11 protein-coding genes are annotated in these 20,825 nt (G+C 74.0%); 5 read left to right on the forward strand and 6 right to left on the reverse strand.

The features are described 5' to 3' along the window. Positions 1-5: 5 nt before the first annotated feature. The 3 genes from ABD223_RS11660 to eccCa form a co-directional block, all read right to left on the reverse strand. The gene (locus tag ABD223_RS11660; RefSeq protein WP_344036103.1) at positions 6-2,741 is read right to left on the reverse strand and encodes an AfsR/SARP family transcriptional regulator; all 2,736 of its coding nucleotides are present in this window, start codon (positions 2,739-2,741) and stop codon (positions 6-8) included. A 220-nt stretch (positions 2,742-2,961) separates the two neighbouring features. Next, a complete protein-coding gene (locus ABD223_RS11665; RefSeq protein WP_344036104.1) occupies positions 2,962-5,715 on the reverse strand; it encodes an AfsR/SARP family transcriptional regulator in 2,754 nt (917 codons plus the stop codon). Positions 5,716-6,372: 657 nt separating this feature from the next. Further along, a complete protein-coding gene (gene eccCa / locus ABD223_RS11670; protein ID WP_344036105.1) occupies positions 6,373-10,377 on the reverse strand; it encodes a type VII secretion protein EccCa in 4,005 nt (1,334 codons plus the stop codon). 271 nt (positions 10,378-10,648) lie between these two features. Here eccCa and eccD point away from each other — a divergent pair, with 271 nt between their 5' ends. After that, on the forward strand, positions 10,649-12,043 hold the full coding sequence (gene eccD, locus ABD223_RS11675) for a type VII secretion integral membrane protein EccD (protein WP_344036106.1): 1,395 nt from the start codon (positions 10,649-10,651) through the stop codon (positions 12,041-12,043). Between the two features lie 7 nt (positions 12,044-12,050). Next, a complete protein-coding gene (gene mycP, locus ABD223_RS11680) occupies positions 12,051-13,481 on the forward strand; it encodes a type VII secretion-associated serine protease mycosin (protein ID WP_344036107.1) in 1,431 nt (476 codons plus the stop codon). A gap of 70 nt (positions 13,482-13,551) precedes the next feature. On the opposite strand, the gene ABD223_RS11685 is transcribed toward mycP, so the two are convergent. The 3 genes from ABD223_RS11685 to eccB all read right to left on the reverse strand — a co-directional run bounded on the left by ABD223_RS11685 (position 13,552) and on the right by eccB (position 16,764). Further along, on the reverse strand, positions 13,552-14,664 hold the full coding sequence (locus ABD223_RS11685) for a WXG100 family type VII secretion target (RefSeq protein WP_344036108.1): 1,113 nt from the start codon (positions 14,662-14,664) through the stop codon (positions 13,552-13,554). Further along, positions 14,664-15,023, reverse strand: coding sequence for a hypothetical protein (locus ABD223_RS11690; RefSeq protein ID WP_344036109.1), 360 nt, complete (start codon positions 15,021-15,023; stop codon positions 14,664-14,666). Before ABD223_RS11690 ends, ABD223_RS11685 begins: the two co-directional genes overlap by 1 nt. Positions 15,024-15,126: 103 nt before the next feature. After that, the gene (gene eccB, locus ABD223_RS11695; RefSeq protein WP_344036110.1) at positions 15,127-16,764 is read right to left on the reverse strand and encodes a type VII secretion protein EccB; all 1,638 of its coding nucleotides are present in this window, start codon (positions 16,762-16,764) and stop codon (positions 15,127-15,129) included. A gap of 130 nt (positions 16,765-16,894) precedes the next feature. On the opposite strand from eccB, the gene eccE reads away from it, so the two are divergent. The 3 genes from eccE to ABD223_RS11710 all read left to right on the forward strand — a co-directional run bounded on the left by eccE (position 16,895) and on the right by ABD223_RS11710 (position 20,781). Beyond that, positions 16,895-18,256 (forward strand): type VII secretion protein EccE, encoded by a 1,362-nt coding sequence (gene eccE, locus ABD223_RS11700; RefSeq protein ID WP_344036111.1) that lies wholly within the window; start codon positions 16,895-16,897, stop codon positions 18,254-18,256. Continuing rightward, positions 18,253-18,975 carry a hypothetical protein gene (locus tag ABD223_RS11705; protein WP_344036112.1) on the forward strand — a complete coding sequence of 241 codons (723 nt, stop codon included), beginning with the start codon at positions 18,253-18,255 and terminating at the stop codon, positions 18,973-18,975. The genes eccE and ABD223_RS11705 overlap by 4 nt, the downstream gene beginning before the upstream one ends. Positions 18,976-19,221: 246 nt before the next feature. Further along, positions 19,222-20,781: a S8 family peptidase gene (locus ABD223_RS11710; protein WP_344036113.1), complete on the forward strand. Its 1,560-nt coding sequence runs from the start codon at positions 19,222-19,224 to the stop codon at positions 20,779-20,781. Positions 20,782-20,825: the final 44 nt, after the last annotated feature.

The following is a 20,825-nucleotide window of genomic DNA, read 5'->3' on the forward strand; positions in this document are numbered from 1 at the left end:
CGCGCTCAGCCGAGCCGCGCCAGGCCGGCCCGGATGTCGTCCACGTCCGGGTAGCCGGTGGCGACGGCGATGTCCAGCGCGTGACCCAGGTGGACCCGGGCGGCGGCCAGGTCGCCCAGGTCCAGCAGCAGGTCGCTGTAGTGCGTGTGGGTGTGGAGCGCGGCCAGCCTGCTCATGTCGCCCACGCCGGTCGCGAAGATCGACTCGTAGGTGGCGGCGGCCTCGGCCCACCGGCCCATGCGGTGGAGGATCTGCGCCACGGTCTCCTGCGCGTGCTTGACCGACCACATGCCGCTCGACCGCCGGTACAGGTCGACGGCCCGCTCGCCCACCGCCAGCGCCTGCTCGTGGTGGCCCGCCAGGCTCAGCGTCCCGGCGAGGTTGTTCAACGCCACCGCCAGCCCCTCCTGGTTGCCCTGCGCCGTCCACAGCTCGACGACCCGCTCGCCGTGCGCGACGGCCTCGGCGTAGCGCCCGAGCGACTCGTAGGCGCCCGAGAGTTCGAGGCAGGTCGCCGCCGTGCCGTGCTCGTGCCGGATCTCCTCGCGGATCTCCAGCGCCAGGCTCAGCTCCACCAGGGAGTCCTCGGGCCGGACTCGGCGGGTCATGCTGCCGAGCGTGTGCAGGGCGATCGCCTCGGCGAACCGGTTGCCGAGGTGGCGCGCCGAGGCCAGCGCGATCTCGGTCAGCGCACGCCACTCCGCCCAGACGTAGTGGGTGTGCAGGTAGCTCCACATGGCGGCGGGGATCTGCCACGCGTGCTCGTGCCACCCCCGCTCCGCGGCGAACGGGATCAGCACGCGCAGGTTCGGCATCTCCGAGCCGACCCACCCCATGGCCCGCCGCCGGTCCTCGAAGGACAGCAGCGGCACGGTGTCCGCGACCGGGGTGAGCGGCAGCTGCGTGCGGCTGCGGCGCGACACCCGGTCCGCGCGGTCCACGTTGTGCAGGTAGAAGTCCAGCAGCCGGGCGGCGGCCAGCCTCCGGTCCTCTTCGGACTCCTCGGTCGTCGCGCACGCCTCCGCGTGCAGCCGCAGCAGGTCGTGCATGACGAACCGGCCCGGCTGCGGCTGCTCCAGCAGGTGCGCGCGCAGCAGCTCGGCCAGCGCGCGGCGGGCGCCGTCGAGCCCCGCGCCGGTCAGCGCCGCCGCGGTCTCGGCGGTGAAGTCCCGGCACGGGACCACGCCGAGCAGGCGGAACAGCTGCCGCGCCGACGGGGTCAGCGCCCGGTAGGACAGGTGGAACGTGACGCGCACCGCGGACGCCGGGTCGCCGGGGATCTCCAGGCCGGACAGCCGGTCGCCCGACTTCAGCGCCGCCACGTAGTCGGCCGCCGCGCAGCCCTCCGCGGCCATGGTCGCGGCGGCCACCCGCAGCGCCAGCGGCAGGCCGCCGCACACCTCCACCAGCTCGGCGGACGCGCCGGTCTCGGCGTCCACGCGCTCGGGCCCGAGGATGCGGCGCAGCAGGTCCAGGCCCTCGACCGGGGCCAGCACGTCGAGGCGGACCAGCACGGCGTCGTTGAGCGCGAGCAGCCCGCGCAGGTCGTTGCGACCGGTCACCAGGACGAAGTTCCCCGGCCCGGACGGCAGCAGCGGGCGCACCTGCGCCACGTCGGCCGCGTTGTCCAGCACGACCAGGGCCCGCCGGTCGGCGAGCAGCGACCGGTACAGCGCGACCTGCTGGTCCAGCGCGGCGGGGATGCGCTCCGGCGAGGTGCCCAGCGCGCCGAGCAGGTGGGTCAGCGCCTGCTCCGGCGCCAGCGGCGGGGTGTCGTGGTCGAAGCCGCGGAGGTTGGCGAACAGCCTGCCGTCGGGGAAGTCCGCGGCCCGGCTGTGCGCCCAGTGCACGGCCAGCGCGGTCTTGCCGAGCCCGCCCATGCCGGTGATCGCGACCACGGTGGCCGCGCGGGTGTCCGCGACGAGCCGGTCCAGCGCGGCCAGCTCCGCCTGCCGCCCGGTGAAGCTGCGCACGTCCGCGGGGAGCTGCTGCGCCGCGGCCGCCACCTGCCGCGGCGGCGCGACGGGCCGCGCGGCGCGCGGCGGGCTCGCGCCCAGCACCACCTGGTGCAGCGACCGCAGCTCCTCGCTCGGGTCGATGCCCAGCTCCTCGGCCAGCAGCCCGCGCACCTCCTGGTAGGCGGCGAGCGCCTCGGCGGTGCGGCCCGAGCGGTGCAGCGCCAGCACCAGCGCGCCCCAGAACCGCTCCCGCAGCGGGTGCCGCGCGGTGAGCGACCGCAGCTCGGGCACCAGCTCGGCGGACCGCCCCGCGCCGAGGTCCGCCGCGACCCGGCGCTCCAGCACCGCCAACCGCTCCTCCAGCAGCGGCGCCACGTCGTCGCGGTGCAGCACGTCCGACGCCACGTCCGCCAGCGGCGCGCCCCGCCACAGCGCCAGGGCCTCGGCGAGCCGGTCGCGGGCCACCAGCTCGCGGAAGCGGTGCAGGTCCAGCGCACCCGGCGGCACGTCGGCGAAGTACCCGCCCACGACGGTGCGCACGACGTTCGCCTCGCCCAGCGCCTGCCGCAGCCGGCGCACCACCATCTGCAACGTGGCCTTGGCCCGCTCCGGTTTCGACGCGCCGCCGTCCCACAGCCGGTCCACCAGCTCGTCGACCGTCACCTGCTCGTTCGCCCGCAGCAGCAGCGTGGCCAGCAGCACCCGCCCGCGGCCCGAGGGCACCGCGACCCGCTCGGCGCCGTGCCACACCTCCAGCGGGCCCAGCACGTTGAACCTGATCACGCCGCGGCCACCCGCCGTCGCGCGCGCGGTGGCCCCGGAGGACGTGAGCACCGGGCCGGGACCGAACCCGGCGCCGTCATCCGCACCACCATGCCCCTCCCCCCGGACCCCTACCAGCTTACGACTCGTGGCGGCTCGTGCGCCCACCGTTGAACGCGCCGGGCGTCACCGTCCACACAGGCCGGTCACGACGTGGCGGCGCGGCCGGGGCGCCACCGGGTCACCGGACCGCGCCGACGGCGCGCTCCAACCCCGCCAGCCGGGCCCGCACCTCCTCGGCCCGCGGGTTGGCGTCGCGCTCCAGCACCTCCAGCGCCCGCCGCAGGGCGTCGACGGCGCCGTCCAGGTCACCGGTGACCTCCAGCGCCGTGGCCAGGTTGCCGAGCGTCAACTCCTCCTGCCGGCTGGTCAGCAGGCCCCTCGGCGACGCGAGGATCTCGGTGAACTCCCGGATCGCCTGCTCGTACCGGCCCAGCCCCAGGTAGATCACGCCCAGCGTGTCCCGGATCGAGGCCAGCATGTGCCGGTCGGACGGCCCGACCAGCGCCATGGCCTCCCGGTGCGGCTCCAGGGCCCGTGCGTACGCGCCCATGCGCGCGAGCGTGTCGGCGTAGTTGTTCAGCGTGATGAGCAGGATGCTCGCCTCGGGCGCGGCGCGGGCCAGCTCGATGGCCCGCAGGTGCAGGGCGACGGCCTCGTCGAACCGGCCGGCCAGCGCGCAGGTGCTCGCGGCCTGGGTGTGGCTCGACGCGACGCCCCGGACGTCGCCGACCTCCTCGCGCAATCGCAGCGCGGCCTTGAACAGGGACAGCGCGCTGTCGTGCTCGGAGCGGCTCTTGGCGATGCAGCCCAGCGTGTGCAGCGCGAGCGCTTCCGCGTACTTGTCGCCCAGGGAGCGGGCCGCGGCGAGCCCGATCTCGGTCAGGTCGGTCCACTGGGCGGAGTTCTGGCGGAGGTCGAGCAGGGGCCACAGGGTGGCGGGCAGCTGCCAGGCGTGCTCCGGGAACCCGTGCCGACCCGCCAGCCGGACCGCCTCGACCAGGTTCTGGTGCTCCTTCCGGTACCACTCGACGGCGGCCTCCCGGTCGGCGAACTCCACCGGGCGCACGACCGGGTCGGCGGCGGTCAGCGGCAGCGGGGCCTGGCTCCGCGTCATCAGGGCCGTGGCCCGGTGGGCGGAGTGCAGGTAGAAGTCGAGCAGCCGGCGCACCGCGACCCGCTGCTCCTCCTCGGTCTCGTGCTCGCACACCAGCTCCGTCGCGTACGCGCGCAGCAGGTCGTGCCAGTGGTACCGGCCGGGCTCGCGCGCCGCCAGCAGGTGCGCGCCGGTCAGCCGGCCGAGCAGCCTGCGCGCGACGCCGACCGGCACGCCCGCGAGGCTCGCCGCGGCCGGGGCGGTCAGGTCCGGCCCGTTCGCGAGGGAGAGCAGGCGGAACAGCCGGGCCGTGTCCGGGTCCAGGTGGCGGTAGGACCAGGACAGCGTCGTGCGGACGCTGGTCGCGTGGTCGCCCGTCTCCAGCGCGTCGAGCCCGGTGCACTCGTCGATCAGCTCGTCGGCCAGGGCGCGCAGCGACAGCCCCGGGTGCACCGCGGCGCGCGCCGCGACGACGTTGAGCGCGAGCGGCAGGCCGGCGCACCGGGCCACCAGCTCGTCGATGGCGCCCGCCTCCGCCGCGACGCGCCGGCCGCCGAGCCGCAGCTCCAGCAGGGCGATCGACTCGGCGTTGCCGAGCAGGCTGAGGGAGAGCGGCGCGGCGCCCTCGGCGGCGACCAGGCCGGTCAGGTTGTCGCGGCTGGTGACCAGCACGGCGCAGCGCGGGCTGGCGGGCAGCAGGGGCCGCACCTGGTCTGCGTCGCGGGCGTTGTCCAGCAGCACCAGGACCCGGCGGTCGGCCAGCAGGCTGCGGTACATCGCCGCCATCTCGTCCACGCCCGACGGGATGCTCGCCGGTGACACCCCGAGCGCTTCGAGGAAGCCGCGCAACGCCGTGTCGGGTCCCACGGGTTCGCTGTTGACGTCGTAGCCGCGCAGGTTGACGTGCAGCTGCCCGTCGGGGAACCGGTGCGCCACCCGGTGCGCCCAGTGCACCGCCAGGGCGGTCTTGCCGACCCCGGCCGTGCCGTTGATCGCCGAGATCACCACGCTCCCGCCGGCCGCGGCCTCGTCCAACGCGCGCAGCGCGTCCTCCCGACCGGTGAAGAACGGCGGCGGCGCGGGCAGCTGCCGCGGGACCACCGGGGTGCGCGGCGGCGGCTCGGCGGGCTCCGCGGGCTCGGCGCCCAGCACCTGGCGGTGCGCCTCCCGCAGCGCCGGCCCCGGCTCGACGCCCAGCTCCTCGGCCAGGTGCGCGCGCACCTCCCGGTAGGCGGCCAGCGCCTCGGCCTGCCGGTCCGACCGGTGCAGCGCGGTCATCAGCTGCGCCCAGAACCGCTCCCGCAGCGGGTGCGCGGTGGTGAGCGAGCGCAGCTCGGCCACCAGCTCGCGGGTCCGGCCGGTGGCGAGGTCGGCGTCGACGCGCCGCTCCAGCACGGACAGCCGCTCCTCCAACAGCGGCGCGACCCCCTCGCGGTGCAGCAGGTCCGACCGCACGTCCGACAGCGGCTCGCCGCGCCACAGCGCCAGCGCCTCGGCGAACCGCCCGACCCGCACCAGGTCCCGGAACCGGTGCAGGTCCAGGCTCCCCGGCGGCACGTCCGCCAGGTAGCCCTCGGTCACCGTGCGCACCACGTTCGCCGGGCCGAGCGCCCGCCGCAGCCGCGTCACCACCATCTGCAACGTCGCCCTGGCCCGGGATGCGGTGGGCGGCGAGCCGTCCCACAGGCGGTCCACCAGCAGGTCGGTGGGCACCACCTCGTTGGCGCGCAGCAGCAACGACGCGAGCAGGACCCGCGCGGCGCCGGCGGGTACGGGCACCACGCGGTCGTCGAACCGCACCTCCAGCGGTCCCAGCACACCGAAGCGCAGGTCGTTCACCCGACCAGCTCCCCCGGTCGGCCCGGCGCCCCTGCCGCACGCGGGACGGGGCGCGCGCCGCCCCGGGCGCCGGCGCCCGCGCGCACCACGTGGAGCCGATCGGATTCGCCCTGTAACCGCATCATCACCACGAGCAGCGTAACCCGAGCTCGCGGCGACGTGGGGATGGTGACGGCCCGCGGCGACGGCGACGTGCGCGAGGCAGGGGCACGACCTGCGGGAACGAGCACGGGGTGGCCGTTCCACCGCACCGCCGGCGGTCCGAGGACGCACAGCTCGACCGACACCGCTCCCCCCACACGTCACCGCCGCTGGAGCATAGGGGAGTCCGGATCGCCGTGACAGCGCCGCGTGAGTCAACTGTGAGCCCCACCGGGCACAGTGGTGCCAGTTCACCGCGGTTCGCGAACCCGGTGGGCGGGCGGCCGATCAGGAGGGGGTCCGCCGCCCGCGCGCCGGACGGGTTCGGGGGGCGGCCCCAGGGGGGACACCGGGGGCCGGGAACCGTGGTGGGCGCCACGACCCGCGGTCGTCGGTGCGCTCTCCCGCACCGGCTTCCGCGGGTCGCGCCACACCCCGTGAACGCGGAGGGCCCCACCGTTGCCCGGTGGGGCCCTCCGCACGTCCACGCGCCCGCGCCGCCAGCGCGGGTCGGGGCTAATCCGGGTCGATCCAGGCCACCTGGATGCGCTGCTGCCCGTACTTGCGGGTGACCAGCGTGCCCCGGCCCGGGGGCTGCGGCGAGGGCTTGAGGTTGCCCACGATGTTGCCCTCCTCCTTGGAGCCCGAGCCGACCATGATCGGCGCCGAGATCTCCTTGAGCTTGCCCAGGATCGGGTCGAACAGCGCCCGCGACGCGCCACCCATGCGGCGCACCACGATGATGTGCAGGCCGACGTCCTTGGCCTGCGGGATGAACTCCGCCAGCGGCTGGAGCGGGTTCATCCCGCCCTGCGGCGCGACCAGGTCGTAGTCGTCGACCACCACGAACAGCTCCGGCCCCTTCCACCAGGACCGGTTGCGCAGCTCCTCCTGCGTGACGTTCGGACCGGGCAGCCGGCCCTGCATCGAGCCGCGCACGTCCTTGATCATGTCCGTCAGCTGGTTGCCCGACACCGCGTAGGACAGCAGGTGGTCGGTCTCGATGTAGCCCAGCATGGTGCGCCGGTAGTCGACCAGCAGGATCAGCGCTTCGCTGGAGGTGTAGCTGTTCATGATCCCGCGCACGATCGTGCGCAGCATGTTCGTCTTGCCCGCCTCGCCGTCGGCCAGCGCCATGAAGTGCGGGTCCGCGTCGAAGTCCAGGTAGACCGGCGCCAACGCGTCCTCGTTGACGCCCAGCGGCACCAGGTGGCCCCGGTTGGGGTTGACCTGGAGCACCTGGTTCATCAGCTCGGCGTGCGGCAGCACGTCGGGCAGCAGCCGGACCTGCGGCGCGCGCCTGCCGCGCCAGCCGCCGTTGACCTTGGCGATCATGTCCTGCACGCCCGCCGCCACGTTGATCGCGTCCGACGAGGCGTCGACGCGCGGCAGCGCGGTGAGGAAGTGCAGCTTCTGCGGCGACAGGCCGCGACCGGGCCGGCCGGCGGGCACGTTGACCGCGACCTTCCGGTCCACCTCGGACTCGCTCGGGTCACCGAGCCGCAGCTCGAACCGGGTGCCCAGCAGGTCCTTCATCGCGGGCCGGATCTCCGCCCACCGGTTGGCCGCGACGACCACGTGCACGCCGAACGACAGGCCCTGCGCGGCGAGCGCCTGGACCATCGGCTCCAGCGTCTCGAACTCCTGCCGGAAGTTCATCCAGCCGTCGACGAGCAGGAACGCGTCGCCGAAGTCGTCGTCCCGGATCTCGCCGCGCCGCTTGCGGTTGCGGAACTCGACCATCGAGTCGATGCCCTGGGCGCGGAACCGCTGCTCGCGCTCGGAGATCAGGCCGGTCAGCTCGGCCACCATGCGGCGCGCCTTGTCCACGTCCAACCGGCTGGCGAAACCACCGACGTGCGGCAGCTTCTCCAGCGCGGCGAGCGTGCCGCCACCGAGGTCGAGGCAGTAGAACTGCACCTCCTCGGGCGTGTGCGTCAACGCCATGGACGTGACCAGCGTGCGCAGCATCATCGACTTGCCCGACTGCGGGCCGCCGACGATCGCGCCGTGGCCGGCGGCGCCGGAGAAGTCCGCCCACAGCAGGTCGCGGCGCTGCTCGAACGGCTTGTCGACCACGCCCAGCGGCACCTGGAGCTTGCCGTTGGAGAAGAAGCCGGGCGCGGTCAGGCCGCGGTCCTCGGTCGCCTGGAGCGGCGGCAGCAGGGTGTCCAGCGACGGCGGCTCGTTCAGCGGCGGCAGCCACACCTCGTGCGCCGGCGGGCCCTGGCCCACCAGGCGCTCGACGATGACCTCCAGCTCGCTGGGCTCGTTGGAGTCCTCTTCCTTCTTCTGCTGGACCACCGGATCGGCCGGCCGGATCGGCTCCTTGGGCACCTCGATGTAGTCCGGCACGAAGAACCGCGGCCGCTTGTCGCTGGTCACCGGCGCGGACGGGCCGCCGACCTGGAGGCCCGCGGGCCGGTACGGCCCGGACACGTACAGCGCCTTGAACCGGGTCAGCGGCGAGCCCTGCACGCCCAGGTAGCCCGAGCCCGGGATGGGCGGCAGCTCGTAGGCGTCCGGCACGCCGATCGCGGCGCGCGACTCCGCGGCGGAGAACGTCTTCAGGCCGATCCGGTAGGACAGGAACGTGTCCAGGCCGCGCAGCTTGCCCTCCTCCAGGCGCTGCGAGGCCAGCAGCATGTGCATCTGGAGCGACCGGCCGACGCGGCCGATCTGGAGGAAGATGTCGATGAAGTCCGGCTTCGCGGTCAGCATCTCGGAGAACTCGTCGATGCAGATGAACAGCGCGGGCAGCGGGTCGAGGTCGGCGCCGTTCTCGCGCGCCTTCTCGTAGTCCCACACGTTCTTGTAGTTGCCCTTGGCCAGGACCTCCTGGCGGCGGGCCACCTCGCCCGCGATGGCGTCCTTCATGCGGTCGACCAGGGTCAGGTCGCCCGCCAGGTTGGTGATCGTCGCGGCGACGTGCGGCGCCTTGTCCAGGCCGAGGAACGTCGCGCCGCCCTTGAAGTCGACGAGGATCATGTTCAGCGTCGTCGACGAGTGCGTGGCCAGCATGCCGAGCACGAGCGTGCGCAGGAACTCGGACTTGCCGGAACCGGTCGCGCCGATGCACAGGCCGTGCGGGCCCATGCCCTCCATCGCCGCTTCCTTGATGTCCAGCTCCACCTGCTGGCCGAACTCGCCGATGCCGAACGGCACCCGGTAGCGGTCGCGCACCGGCCGGGGGCGCCACGCCGACTGCACGTCGAACGTCATCGGGTCGCCGGGGACGCCCAGGAACTCCAGCAGCGGCGGGTTGTTGTTCATGGACAGCGGGTCCTCGTCGAGGCCGCCCGAGTCCACGCCGCCGATCCGGTACGGCGACAGCCGCCGGGCCAGCGCCTCGGCCTCTACCACGCTCAGCCAGTCCGGCGCGCCGAACCACTCCACGCCGCTGGCGCTGCGCGCGCCGAGCTTGCCGTCCTCGATCACCAGCCGCAGGCCGCGGCGGGCGGTCAGGTTGCCCAGGGACTCGGACAGGTCGAGCAGGGTGACGCCGACCAGGCCCTCCTCCAGGACGATCTGCTCCTCGCGGGTCACGTCGCCGTCGTCGATGAGGATCACCACGTGCGGCTGGTCCGCGGGCGGCGGCGCGTTGCGGGTGAACCGCTGCCGGTCGCGGAGCTGCTCGTCGAGCATCTGCTCGACCTCGGCCAGCGAGCCGGCCATCATCCGCATCTGCCCGATGCCGTCGATGATCGACGGGTGCTGCACGTGCGGCAGCCACTTCATCCACTCCCACTCGGCCTTGGTGCGGCCGGTGGTGACCACGGCGATGAGCAGGTCGTCCGGCGAGTGGAAGGTCGCCATCTGGGCGAGCAGGGCGCGGGCCAGGCCGCGCTTGACCTCGGTCTCGCCGAGCAGGCCGACGGCGGCGAAGCCGCGCAGCGCGATCGAGATCGGCAGGTCGGGCACCAGCGAGTGGGCGCGCACGAAGCGGCGCAGCGCCAGCGTCGCGATGGGCTCCAGCTCCTCGACCGGGCCGGTCTGCGGCGGCACCAGGCGGGTGGCCAGGCGCTGCGAGCCGCGGCCCGCGCGCAGGTGGCAGAAGTCGGGGTCGTTCTGCCGGCGCTCCCACATGCGCCGGGTGGTGGCGAGCGACCAGAGCACCTGCGGGTCGGGGTGCACCCACTCGCGCTCGGCGCGCTGCTCGTTGGCCGCCTCGCGGGCGCGGTCGCGCATCTGGCCGAGGTACCGCAGGTAGTCCTTGCGGTCCTCGTTCATCTCGGCCTTCTTCTGGCCCCGGCCGCCGCCCATGCCGCCGGCCATCATGCCGATGGTCGACACCAGCATCATGCCCGGCATGATCATGGCCGCCGGGCTGCGATTGCTGTAGGTGAACATCAGGAGCATCATCCCGACGGACGACACGATCATGACGACGGGCAGCGCCTTCATCATGATGTTGCCGGGGATGACGCGGGGCACCTCGGGCGGCGGTTCGAGGTGGACCTCGCCGCCCGGCGGGCGGGGCGCGGCGAGGCGTGCCGTGCGCTTGAACTGCAGCGTGCTCACCTGACGGGCACCTCTTCAAACTCGTTCCAAGACCGCTTGGCGCGCGTGTGGGCGCGGCCGGTCGCACCCGACACTATGGCCCATCGGAGCACCTCCCGGCGGTGGGTCCGGGAAATAGGCGGTCAAGATGTGTTGCGCACGTGTTGTGCGGAACGGCACTGTCGAGCCGCCCCGTGCGGCCATACTTGGGTCCGCCGGAGGGACCGCCGTCCGGACCAATACAGTCGGGGCGACCCGCAGCACGACTCATCCAGGACTTTAGGGGGCGCTGGTGGCGACCGGTACGACGGTGTTCAGCCGGGTGACGGTGGTGGCGCCGCGGACGCGCATCGACGTCGCGCTGCCCGCCGACGTGGCCGTGGCCGACCTGTTGCCGATGCTGCTGGACATGGCCAAGGAGGCCACTCCGGACGGCGGCGTGCGGCACGGCGGTTGGGCCCTGGCCAAGCTCGGGGACGGCCCGCTCGACCCCAGCCGCACGCTGGCCTCGCTCGGCGTGGTCGACGGCGAGCTGCTCCAGCTGCGCAAGCGCAACGAGAACCCGCCGCCGCCGCTGTACGACGACGTCGTCGACGCGATCGCGGAGTCCGACCCGGACAGCTTCCGGCCGTGGACGAAGGACACCGCCCGCCGCTACGGCCACCTCGCCGGCGCGCTGGCGCTGATCACCGCCGCGATCGCGGTGCTGATGTCCGGCCCGCTGGGCGGCGGCGGCAACCTGGCGCCCGCCATCAGCGCGGGCGTGGTGGCGATCGTGGCGCTGGCCGCGGGCGCGGTCATCTCCCGCTCGTACAACGCGACCGGCACCGGCGTGCTGATCGCCGCGGCGGGCGGCCTGCCGATGGCGTACGTGGCGGGCCTCTACACCGTGCCCGGCGAGGTCGGCCGGCCGAGCCTGCTGCTGGCCAGCGCGCTGGTGCTGATCTTCGCCTCGGCGGCGATCCTGCTGATCGGGCGCGGCATCACGGTGTTCATCGCGGCGGCCACCGCGGGCGCGCTCAGCGGCCTGGCGTTCCTGGTCGGGATCTTCGTCGACCACCCGGTCGTCGGCATCGCGGCGGCCACCGCGGCGGTCTCGCTGGCGGCGCTGTCCGCGCTGCCGCGGCTGACCATCCAGCTGGCCAAGCTGCCGCTGCCGACCGTCCCGGGCAGCGCCGAGGACCTCAAGGAGGACACCGGCTTCCCGGAGTACTCGGTCATCGAGCGGCGCACCGCCAACGCGCACGAGTACCTGACCGGCATGATCATCGGCTGCGGCGGCATCGCCGCGGTGTTCGGCGTGATCGCCGCCACCGACGACAGCATCTGGGGCACGCTGCTGGCGATCGCGGTGACCCTGGTGCTGCTGCTGCGCGGCCGCTCCTACGCCAACGGCGCGCAGGCGGTGGCGCTGCTGGTCAGCGGCATGGTGGCGGGCGCGGGCGTGCTGGTCGGCTGGCTGGTGCAGTCCCCGCCCGGCGACCGGCTGCTGTACGTGTTCGGCTCGCTGGTGGTCGTGGGCGCGGCGGCGCTGGTGCTCGGCGTGATCTTCCCGAACCAGAAGTTCTCGCCGGTGCTGCGGCGCACGGTGGACGTCCTGGAGGCGATCCTGATCGCCTCCGTGCTGCCGCTGGCGCTGGCCGTGATGGACCTGTACGTCGCCATGCGCCAGCTCATCCCCGCGTGAGGTCGTGATGCGGACCCGCAAGCTCGCAGCCCTGCTCGCCGCGGCGGTCACCCTGGTGACCGCCGCGCCCGGCGCGCACGCCCAGCCGGCCACGAGCACGCCGCCGACCAGGCCGAACTCGCAGCCGCCACCGGTCGACCCGGGGTTGCGCCCGCCGAACGCCCCGGCGCAGGAAGACGTCAACTACGCCAAGAGCGTCGAGTGCATCCGGTCGGGCACGAACAACCGGCGCATCGAGAACCGGCCGTGGGGCCAGATGCAGCTGCGCCTGGAGGAGGCGCACCGCTTCGCCACCGGCCGCGACGTGAAGCTGGCGATCATCGACACCGGCGTCAACGCCGACCACCCGCGGCTGCGGGGCCGGGTCAGCCCCGGCGGCGACTACGTGGAGACGGGCGAGAAGGGCATCAGGGACTGCGACGGCCACGGCACCGGGGTGGCGGGCGTCGCCGCGGCCAGCCGGGACGACGCGACCGGCTTCGTCGGCGCCGCGCCCGAGGCGCAGGTCATCGCGATCCGGCAGACCAGCAAGCACTACGAGTACAAGGACCCGGCGAAGGTCGACAACCGGCCCACCGCGGGCAAGGTCGGCACGCTGGCGCAGGCCATCGTGGTCGCGGTCGAGCAGGGCGCGCAGGTCATCAACATCTCGCTGACCGCCTGCGCCGCGCCGCACGAGCCGAGCAGGCAGGAGCGCGAGCTCCAGGCCGCCATCCACTGGGCGGTCAACGACCGCGACGTGGTCGTGGTCACCGCGGCGGGCAACATCGACCCGGCCAACGGCTGCGAGGGGCAGAACGACCACGAGGACGTCAACGACGTGCGCGTCGTCGCGTCGCCGCCGTGGTACGCGGACGACGTGCTGTCCGTGGCCTCGATCAACCAGATCGGCGACGTGTCGTCGTTCTCGGTGTGGGGCCCGTGGGTCAGCGTGGCCGCGCCCGGCGAGGGCATCGTCACCCTCGACCCGGCGGGCGAGGGCCTGACCGACGCGAACGTCGACCCGAGCGGGAAGGTCACCGCGATCCAGGGCACCAGCTTCGCGGCGCCGTACGTGGCGGGCGTGGCGACGCTGGTGCGCGAGCGGTTCCCCGACCTGGACGCGCGGCAGGTGATGGACCGCATCAAGGCCACCGCGCAGCACCCCGGCAACCCGGACGGGCGGGACCGCAAGGTCGGCTACGGGATGATCAACCCGGTGGCCGCGCTGACCGCGGAGCTGCCCTCGGAGCGGCCGGGCGCGAAGCCGGTGGCGCCGGAGCAGGTGATGACCACCCTCGACCCGCTGAACCCGCCGGACCGGACGCCGATGATCGTGGCGCTGTCGGGCACGGGCGCGGGCGTCGGCCTGCTGCTGCTGACGCTGTTCATCGTGCACACGGTGAACCGGAACAGGGCGCGCCGTGCGGCGGTGCCCGTGAAGAGGTCCCTGATCTGACGTCGGGAACGACGAAGGGGCCGCCCGGTCGTCCGGGCGGCCCCTTTCTTGTTTCCGTCGGTGGTTTCCGTCAGTCGTCGCCGAGCACGGGCGGCGCGGACTTCCCGGGCTTGCCGAACAGCTCCTCGGTGGAGCCCGCGATCCGGACCTTCGACTTGTGGTCCTGGTCACCGCCCTGCTGACCGCCGGCGCCGGCCACGGGCGGCGCCATCATGCCGCCCATCATGCCCATGCCCGCCGGTGCCGCAGCGCCCGCCGGGCCGGCCGCGACCGCTGCCGCCGCCGGTCGGGGCGCGGGCTCGGCCGAGGGCCCGGCGACCGTCGTCGAACCGCCCTGCTGCACCTGCTCGGGCGCGCCACCGCCGAGGCCACCACCACCGAGGCCTCCGCCGCCGGGCACACCACCACCGGGCACGCCACCGCCTCCGCCGCCTGGCACGCCACCGCCTCCACCGCCGGCACCGCCACCACCGGCGGCAGCGGGCTTCGGGTCGGCCGGCCCCTCCGCGCCGGGCCGGCCCGGCGCGGGCTCGCCGGGCCGGTCGACCGAGGGCCCCCGCGGCGCGTCGAACGCCCAGTTCCGCTCGGGGTACCGGTGCTCCACCTCCACGTCCCCGAACTCCTCCGAGCCGGACACGCCCTCGCAGAGCCGGGCGAACGCCTCCAGCACGTCGCGCGCCGCCTCGTGCAGCTCCCGCGCCGGGTCGTGCAGCTCGTCCAGCACCTCCACCACGCGCCGGTCGCCGTCCAGCGGCAGGGCCGCCGCGCCCGACACCGCGTCGGCCGCCTCGGCGTACACGCGCGCCATGTCCCGCACGATGCCCCGGACGCCCTCGGCGGTCTGGTCCAACGCCTCGCCCATGGCGTGCATCGCGTCGGACATGTCGTGCCCGGCCAGGCCGACCTGCCGCATGTGGTCGACGAACGAGTCGGCGTCCCGGCCCTGCCAGGCCGAGTCGAGCTTGCCCAGGGGCCCGGTCAGGTCGCGCGTCACGCGCTCGACCACGACACCGGCCGCGCGCCACCGCTCGGCCTCGTCCTGGAGCTCGCCCCACTCCCCCAGCACCGGCGCGAAGTACTCGGCGACCAGGTCGCGCACGCCGAGCCGGCGGCTGATGCCGGACAGGTAGTCCAGCTCCGGCCCCACCGCGGCGGCGAGCTGCCCGCCGTCCTCGGCCCGCATCAGCGCACACCGTCCCAACGCCTGCCGGCGGCGCGGATCAGCGCGACCGCCTCGTCGTCCTGGCTGCCGTAGTGCTCGGACACGCGGTGCAGCCCGTCGGCGGCCGCCGCCAGCACCTCGCACGCCCGGTCGAGCTGCCCGTGCAGCACGCCGGCGGCCCGCTGGTAGGCCGCGCCGCTGCGCAGCACGCGCCCCAGCTCGCCGAAGCCGCTCGGCGGCACGGGCGCCCGGCGCAGGTCGTCCCGCGCCCGGGACAGCTCGTCCGCGGCGTCCTCGACGCGCTCGGCGTACAGCTCGATCCAGCGCGGGTCGACCGACACACCCGTCGTCGCCGCGGACCTGAGTGGGACCTCGTTCACCCCGACACCTCCGCACCTGTGACGGGTGCCGGCGCGCCCCGGTTCCGCCGTCCGGGCCGGCCGGCCGACTGACCGGGCCGACCGACCGGGCCGGCCAACCGGGTCAGCCGCCCTGCCGCGCCTGCTGCTGCTCGGGCAGCAGCCCGTTCTCCTTGGGCACCGGGATGGAGTCCCAGCTCCGGGAGGCGTCGGTGCGGTTGAGCTGGGGCCCGCCGGGCAGCAGCCGCAGGATCGACTCGGGGCCGGGCGTGAACCCGTCCGCGCCGAGGCCGAGCGCGCCCGCGGTGACGGTGTCCGGGACGCCGTACTTCACGCCGCGGCCGGTGACCAGGTGGATCGGGCCGGTGGCGAAGTCCTGCGTGGACGTCGCGCTGCGCACCACGGCCGCCTTGCCCGGCGCCATCACGAACTGGCTGACCACCTCACCGGTCGCGCCGACCTGGTTGATGTCGACCGGCGCCACGTCGGACGGGATCGGCAGCGACGGCGAGATGGTGACCTTGGTGTGCTGCGACTTGTTGGCGGAGGTCATGTCCTTCGCCTGCCAGCCCAGGCAGATGACCCGGTTGTTCTGGTTGGCCTGGAGCACTTCCGGGACCTCGGTCGGGTAGTCGTCGAAGTCCAGCTCGGTGACCTTCTGCGCGGTGTTGGTCCGGGCGATGTCCACCTGGCGCGGTCGCGCGCCCTGCGCGTACTTCGCGCGGATCAGGTCGCCCGCGGCCCGGCTGATCTCCTGGAGCCCCTCGCGCAGCGCCACGTAGAACACCGGGTCCGCGCCGGTGCGAGCCACCTCGATGACGTCGCCGACCTTCAGGCGCTCGCCCGAGACGTAGCCGACGGCCTGGTCGCGGCCCTCGATCTCGGGCGCCACCAGCGGCTTGGCCTCGGGGATCGCGTTGAGCAGGCCCGAGCTGATCGCCCGCGGCCGCTGGTTGTTCAGGTTCAGCGCGGTGAGCACCTCGGGCTGGGTCAGGTCGACCTTGGCGCGCACCGTGGAGGTGGAGGTGACCTTGGAGTTCACCGGCGCCTTGTAGATCAGGTACGCCTGCTTGTCGTCGGTGCCCGCGCGCACCAGCAGGGCCTGGTTGCCGTCCAGCACCTGGTCGCCGCCGCTGTAGCCGGCGAGCACGGTGGTGGTGAAGCGGCCCGGGGACGCCGGGTCGTTCAGCGACTCGTCGAGGGTCAGCGCGTCGCACACCGACCAGTCGGCGCCGATCCGGTCCGCCGGGCCGGGCAGCACGTCCGGGCCGTCCGGGATGCCGGTCAGCCGGCCCTTGGGCAGCTTCGCCAGCGCCTTCTCCGTGACCAGCTTCGGCTCGCCGCCCGCGGCCTGCGTCGCGGCCTGCGCGGAGCCCGCCGGCGCGTCCGAGCCGCCCACCGAGGCCTGGCTCTTGTCGGGTTGCTGCTGGGCCAGCAGCAACAACCGGGCGGACGCCAGGTTCGTCATCGGGACGAGCGTCCGGGGGCTGCCCTGGCGCACCACGTAGACCTGGCCGGTCTCCTTGGAGATGGCGATCTGCGTGTTGCCGTCCACCTGCGGGTCCGGGGAGAAGAACCCGAAGATCAGGAACCCGAGGAGGATCACGATGCCCAGCAGGACGCCGACCCCGGTCGCGCGCGAGTGCGTGCGCATCGGGTCGTGCAGCATCACCGCGTCCCGGCGGACCAGGGCGGACTGCATCCGGCGCAGCACGAATCGGTACGCCTGGACCTGTGACTTGGTGGTGGGTGTTGATGCCATTCTCGGCTCGCTGCTCTCCCAGTCGCGGTACGGTCTTGCACGATAGCCGGACGGCGGGTGGTCCGTGTGCGGGTTGGCCAGACCCGCCCGGTCCGCCCGGCGCACGCCGACGGAAAGAGAACCAGACCGGATGTCCGTCACCACTCCTCGACCGGGACCCGCCCCGCAGCAGCCGCCGGGGCCGCCCAACCCCGCCGCGTCCCGCCCGCAGTCCGCCGGGAACGCCGTGCGCGCCGCCCTGCTCCGCGCCCGCCGCCGCACCGCCGGCGCGAGCCTGGGCTCGCTGCCGGTCGCCAACCTGGTGGTGCTGGAGGTCGGCGTCGCCATCGGCCTGGTGCTGATCGCGGTCGGCGCGACCGGCGACGGCGTCGCGCCCGTGCCCCTGTACGTCGCCGGCGGCGTGGTGCTGATCGCGCTGGTCCTCGCGTTCACGAAGTCCCGGGGCCGCTGGCTGACCCAGTGGATCTCGCTCGTCGTGCGCTACAGCTCCCGCTCGCACGGCCGCACCGCCAAGCGCACCGGCCCGGTGGAGATGAAGCCGCCGTCGGAGGAGGAGAACTCGGTCATCGGCCCGGACGACCCGCGGGTGGCGCTGCTGCGCCTCGCCGTGCCGGACCTGGTGGTGGCCAAGGGCATCGACCACGAGCGCAACCCGCTGGGCATGGCGTGGCACCAGGGCGCGTGGACGGCCGTGCTGCTGGTCGACCCGGCGCCGAACCTGATCACCGCGGTGGGCAGCGCGCCGTCGCTGCCGCTGGGCGCGCTGGCGCCGACGCTGGAGGACCGCGGCGTGGTGCTGGACGCGATCTCGGTGATCTGGCACTGCTACCCCGGCAGCGCGGCGCTGCCCGCGAACTCGCCGGCGCTGAACTCCTACCTGGAGGTGCTGGGCCCGCTGCCCGCGGCGGCGCGGCGCACCACGTGGATCGCGGTGCGGCTGGACCCGAGGCGGTGCCAGGCGGCGATCAAGGAGCGCGGGGGCGGCGTCGTGGGCGCGCACCGCGCGCTGATCGGCGCGCTGTCCCGGGTGCGCAACGCGCTGGAGTCGACCGGCGTGTCGATCCGGCCCCTGGACCCCGACGAGCTGATCCGGGCGGGCATCTCGGCCGCCGAGCTGACCGCGGTGGCCGGGTCGAACAACTCGGTGTCGCTGCGGGAGAAGTGGTCCGGCGTGACCGCGGGTGGCGTCGGCCACTCCAGCTACGCGATCACCGGCTGGCCGCCGAAGGGCGTGCGCAACAACCTCAACGCGCTGACCGGCGTGCGGGCCCTGTCGTCCACGCTGTCGCTGACCATCTCGCCGAGCACCGAGGAGGGCCAGGTCGGCCTGCGCGGCATGGTGCGGGTCAGCGCGCGGACCCCGTCCGAGCTGGACCGCGCCGACGACCGGCTGAAGGTGCTGGCGAACAAGCTGGACGTCACCCTGACCCCGTTGAACGGCCTCCAGGTCTCGGGCCTGGCGGCGACCCTGCCGCTGGGGGGTGTGGCATGACCAACCCCCGGCTGCTGAACTCGCGCGGCGCGGGCGTGGCCCCGGAGTTCCTGGTGTCGCCGCAGATGCTGGACGTGGTGAGCCCGTCGGGCGACCGCGGCGGCATGGTGCTCGGCTCGGGCCTCCAGGGCGAGCCGCTGACGATCTCGGTGCTGCGGCCGACGCCCACCCGCATGGTGGTCGTCGGCGGGCTGTACCTGGCGCGGCAGATCGCGCTGCGGGCCATGGCGACGGGCGCGTGGATCACCATCGCGACCGGCCGCCCGGCGGCCTGGCAGCCGGTGGTGCGCGCGGCGGGCGCGGGCCAGGACGGCCGCCCCTCGCCGCTGGTGCAGCTGCGCCGGCTGAGCCCGGTCGAGCTGCCGCGGCCGTCGGAGGACAGCCCGCTGCTGGTCGTGCACGACGGCGGGCACGTGCCGCAGGAGCTGTTCCCGCCGCGGTCGCCGTGGCAGACCACCATGTACGTCCTGCCCTATTTGCACCCGCAGGCGGCGACCACCGCGAATACCGCGGACCTGGTGCTGCTCCAGCGTTTGCCGGTCGGGCAGGCCCAGTTGGCGTCCCAGATCTGGCGACTGCCGCCGCAGATGGCGCACCAGCTGACCACTTTGAAGGACGACCAGGTGATCGCGCTGGGCACGAACCTGTGGCGGCCGTTGCGGCTCGTCACCACGCCCGGTGAGCAGCAGATCCTGGGCGCCGTGCGCCGCGGCGACTGACCGGCGACCCCAGGGCGCCCCCGGACCGCGAGGTTCGGGGGCATATTTTTTGCGCTCGGTCCAGGCACTCTCCGCAGCAATTCATTAACAGCCGCAGAAAAAGTGTTGAATGACCGATCGTCCTTTACTTCGGACGAATTCTTGCGCGTGCACCGCAGGGCGAACTAGGAACGAATCACCGTGTTCGGACGGTATCGGGGCAGACACCGTGCGAACACACACCCTGCGAAGAGGAGACGCCGCAACATGGGAGATGTTCGCACGTCCTGGACGAGGAGGCTCGGCGCGGCCGGCCTCGCCACCGGCACGGCGTTCGCGGTGACGGCGGCGCTGACCACCTCCACCGCCTCGGCGGAGGGCGACATCCGCGGGCTCGGCGCGCCGAACGCGGTGCAGGACAGCTACATCGTCGTGCTCAAGGACATGGGCGCGAGCAGCGTGAACGCGCTGAGCGGCAAGTACGGGGCCGCCGTCAAGCACACCTACACCCGCGCGCTGCGCGGTTTCTCGGCCACCATGACCGAGGCGCAGGCCCGCCGGCTGGCCGCCGACCCGGCCGTGTCGTACGTGCAGCAGGACGGCGAGGTCACGATCTCCGGCACCCAGGCGCCGACCCCGTCGTGGGGCCTGGACCGGGTCGACCAGGCCGCGCTGCCGCTGGACAACTCCTACACCTACCCGAACGAGGGCGCGGGCGTCACGGCGTACATCATCGACACCGGCATCCGGAACTCGCACGGCGACTTCGGCGGGCGCGCGACGTCCGGCCGCGACACCGTCGACAACGACAACGACACCTCCGACTGCAACGGCCACGGCACGCACGTGGCGGGCACCGTAGGCGGCACCGCGCACGGCGTGGCGAAGCAGGCCAAGCTGGTCGGCGTGCGGGTGCTGAACTGCGCGGGCTCCGGCACCTACGCGGGCGTCATCGCCGGCATCGACTGGGTCACCGCCAACGCGGTCAAGCCGGCCGTGGCGAACATGTCGCTGGGCGGCGGCGCGGACGACACCGTCGACCAGGCCGTGCGCAACTCCATCGCCTCCGGCGTGACCTACGCCATCGCGGCGGGCAACAGCAACGGCGCGAACGCGTGCAACTACTCGCCCGCGCGCACGGCGGAGGCCATCACGGTCGGCTCCACCACCAACACCGACGCCCGCTCCTCGTTCTCCAACGTCGGCACCTGCGTGGACATCTTCGCGCCGGGCTCGTCGATCACCTCGGCCTGGCACACCGGCGACACGGCCACCAACACCATCAGCGGCACGTCCATGGCGTCACCGCACGTGGCCGGCGCGGCGGCGGTCTACCTGGCCTCCAACCCCACCGCCACCCCGCAGCAGGTGCGGGACGCCCTGGTGAACGGCGCCACGGACGGCGTGGTCGGCAGCCCGGGCACCGGTTCGCCGAACAAGCTGCTGCGCGTGGTCGGCGACGTCACCCAGCCGCCCACCGGCTGCGACGCCCAGACCAACGACACGGACGTGGCGGTGCCGGACCAGGGCACGGCGACCAGCTCGATCACCGTGTCGGGCTGCGCGGGCAAGGCCGGCGCGGCGGCGCGGGTCGAGGTGCACGTCAAGCACACCTACCGCGGCGACCTGGCGGTCGACCTGATCACGTCGAGCGGCGCGGTGAAGAGGCTGAAGGTGGAGTCCGGCTCGGACAGCGCGGACAACCTCGACGCGACCTACACGGTGAACCTGTCGGCCGACGACGCGAACGGCACGTGGCAGCTGCGGGTGCGCGACGCGTACCGGCAGGACACCGGCCACATCGACTCGTGGACGCTCGACCTGTGAGCCCCCGCTAACCGGGCGCACACCGCTCGCGGCCCCCTCACCAC

The sequence above is a fragment of the Saccharothrix xinjiangensis genome, assembly GCF_039527585.1.
Classification (GTDB): Bacteria; Actinomycetota; Actinomycetes; order Mycobacteriales; family Pseudonocardiaceae; genus Actinosynnema; species Actinosynnema xinjiangensis.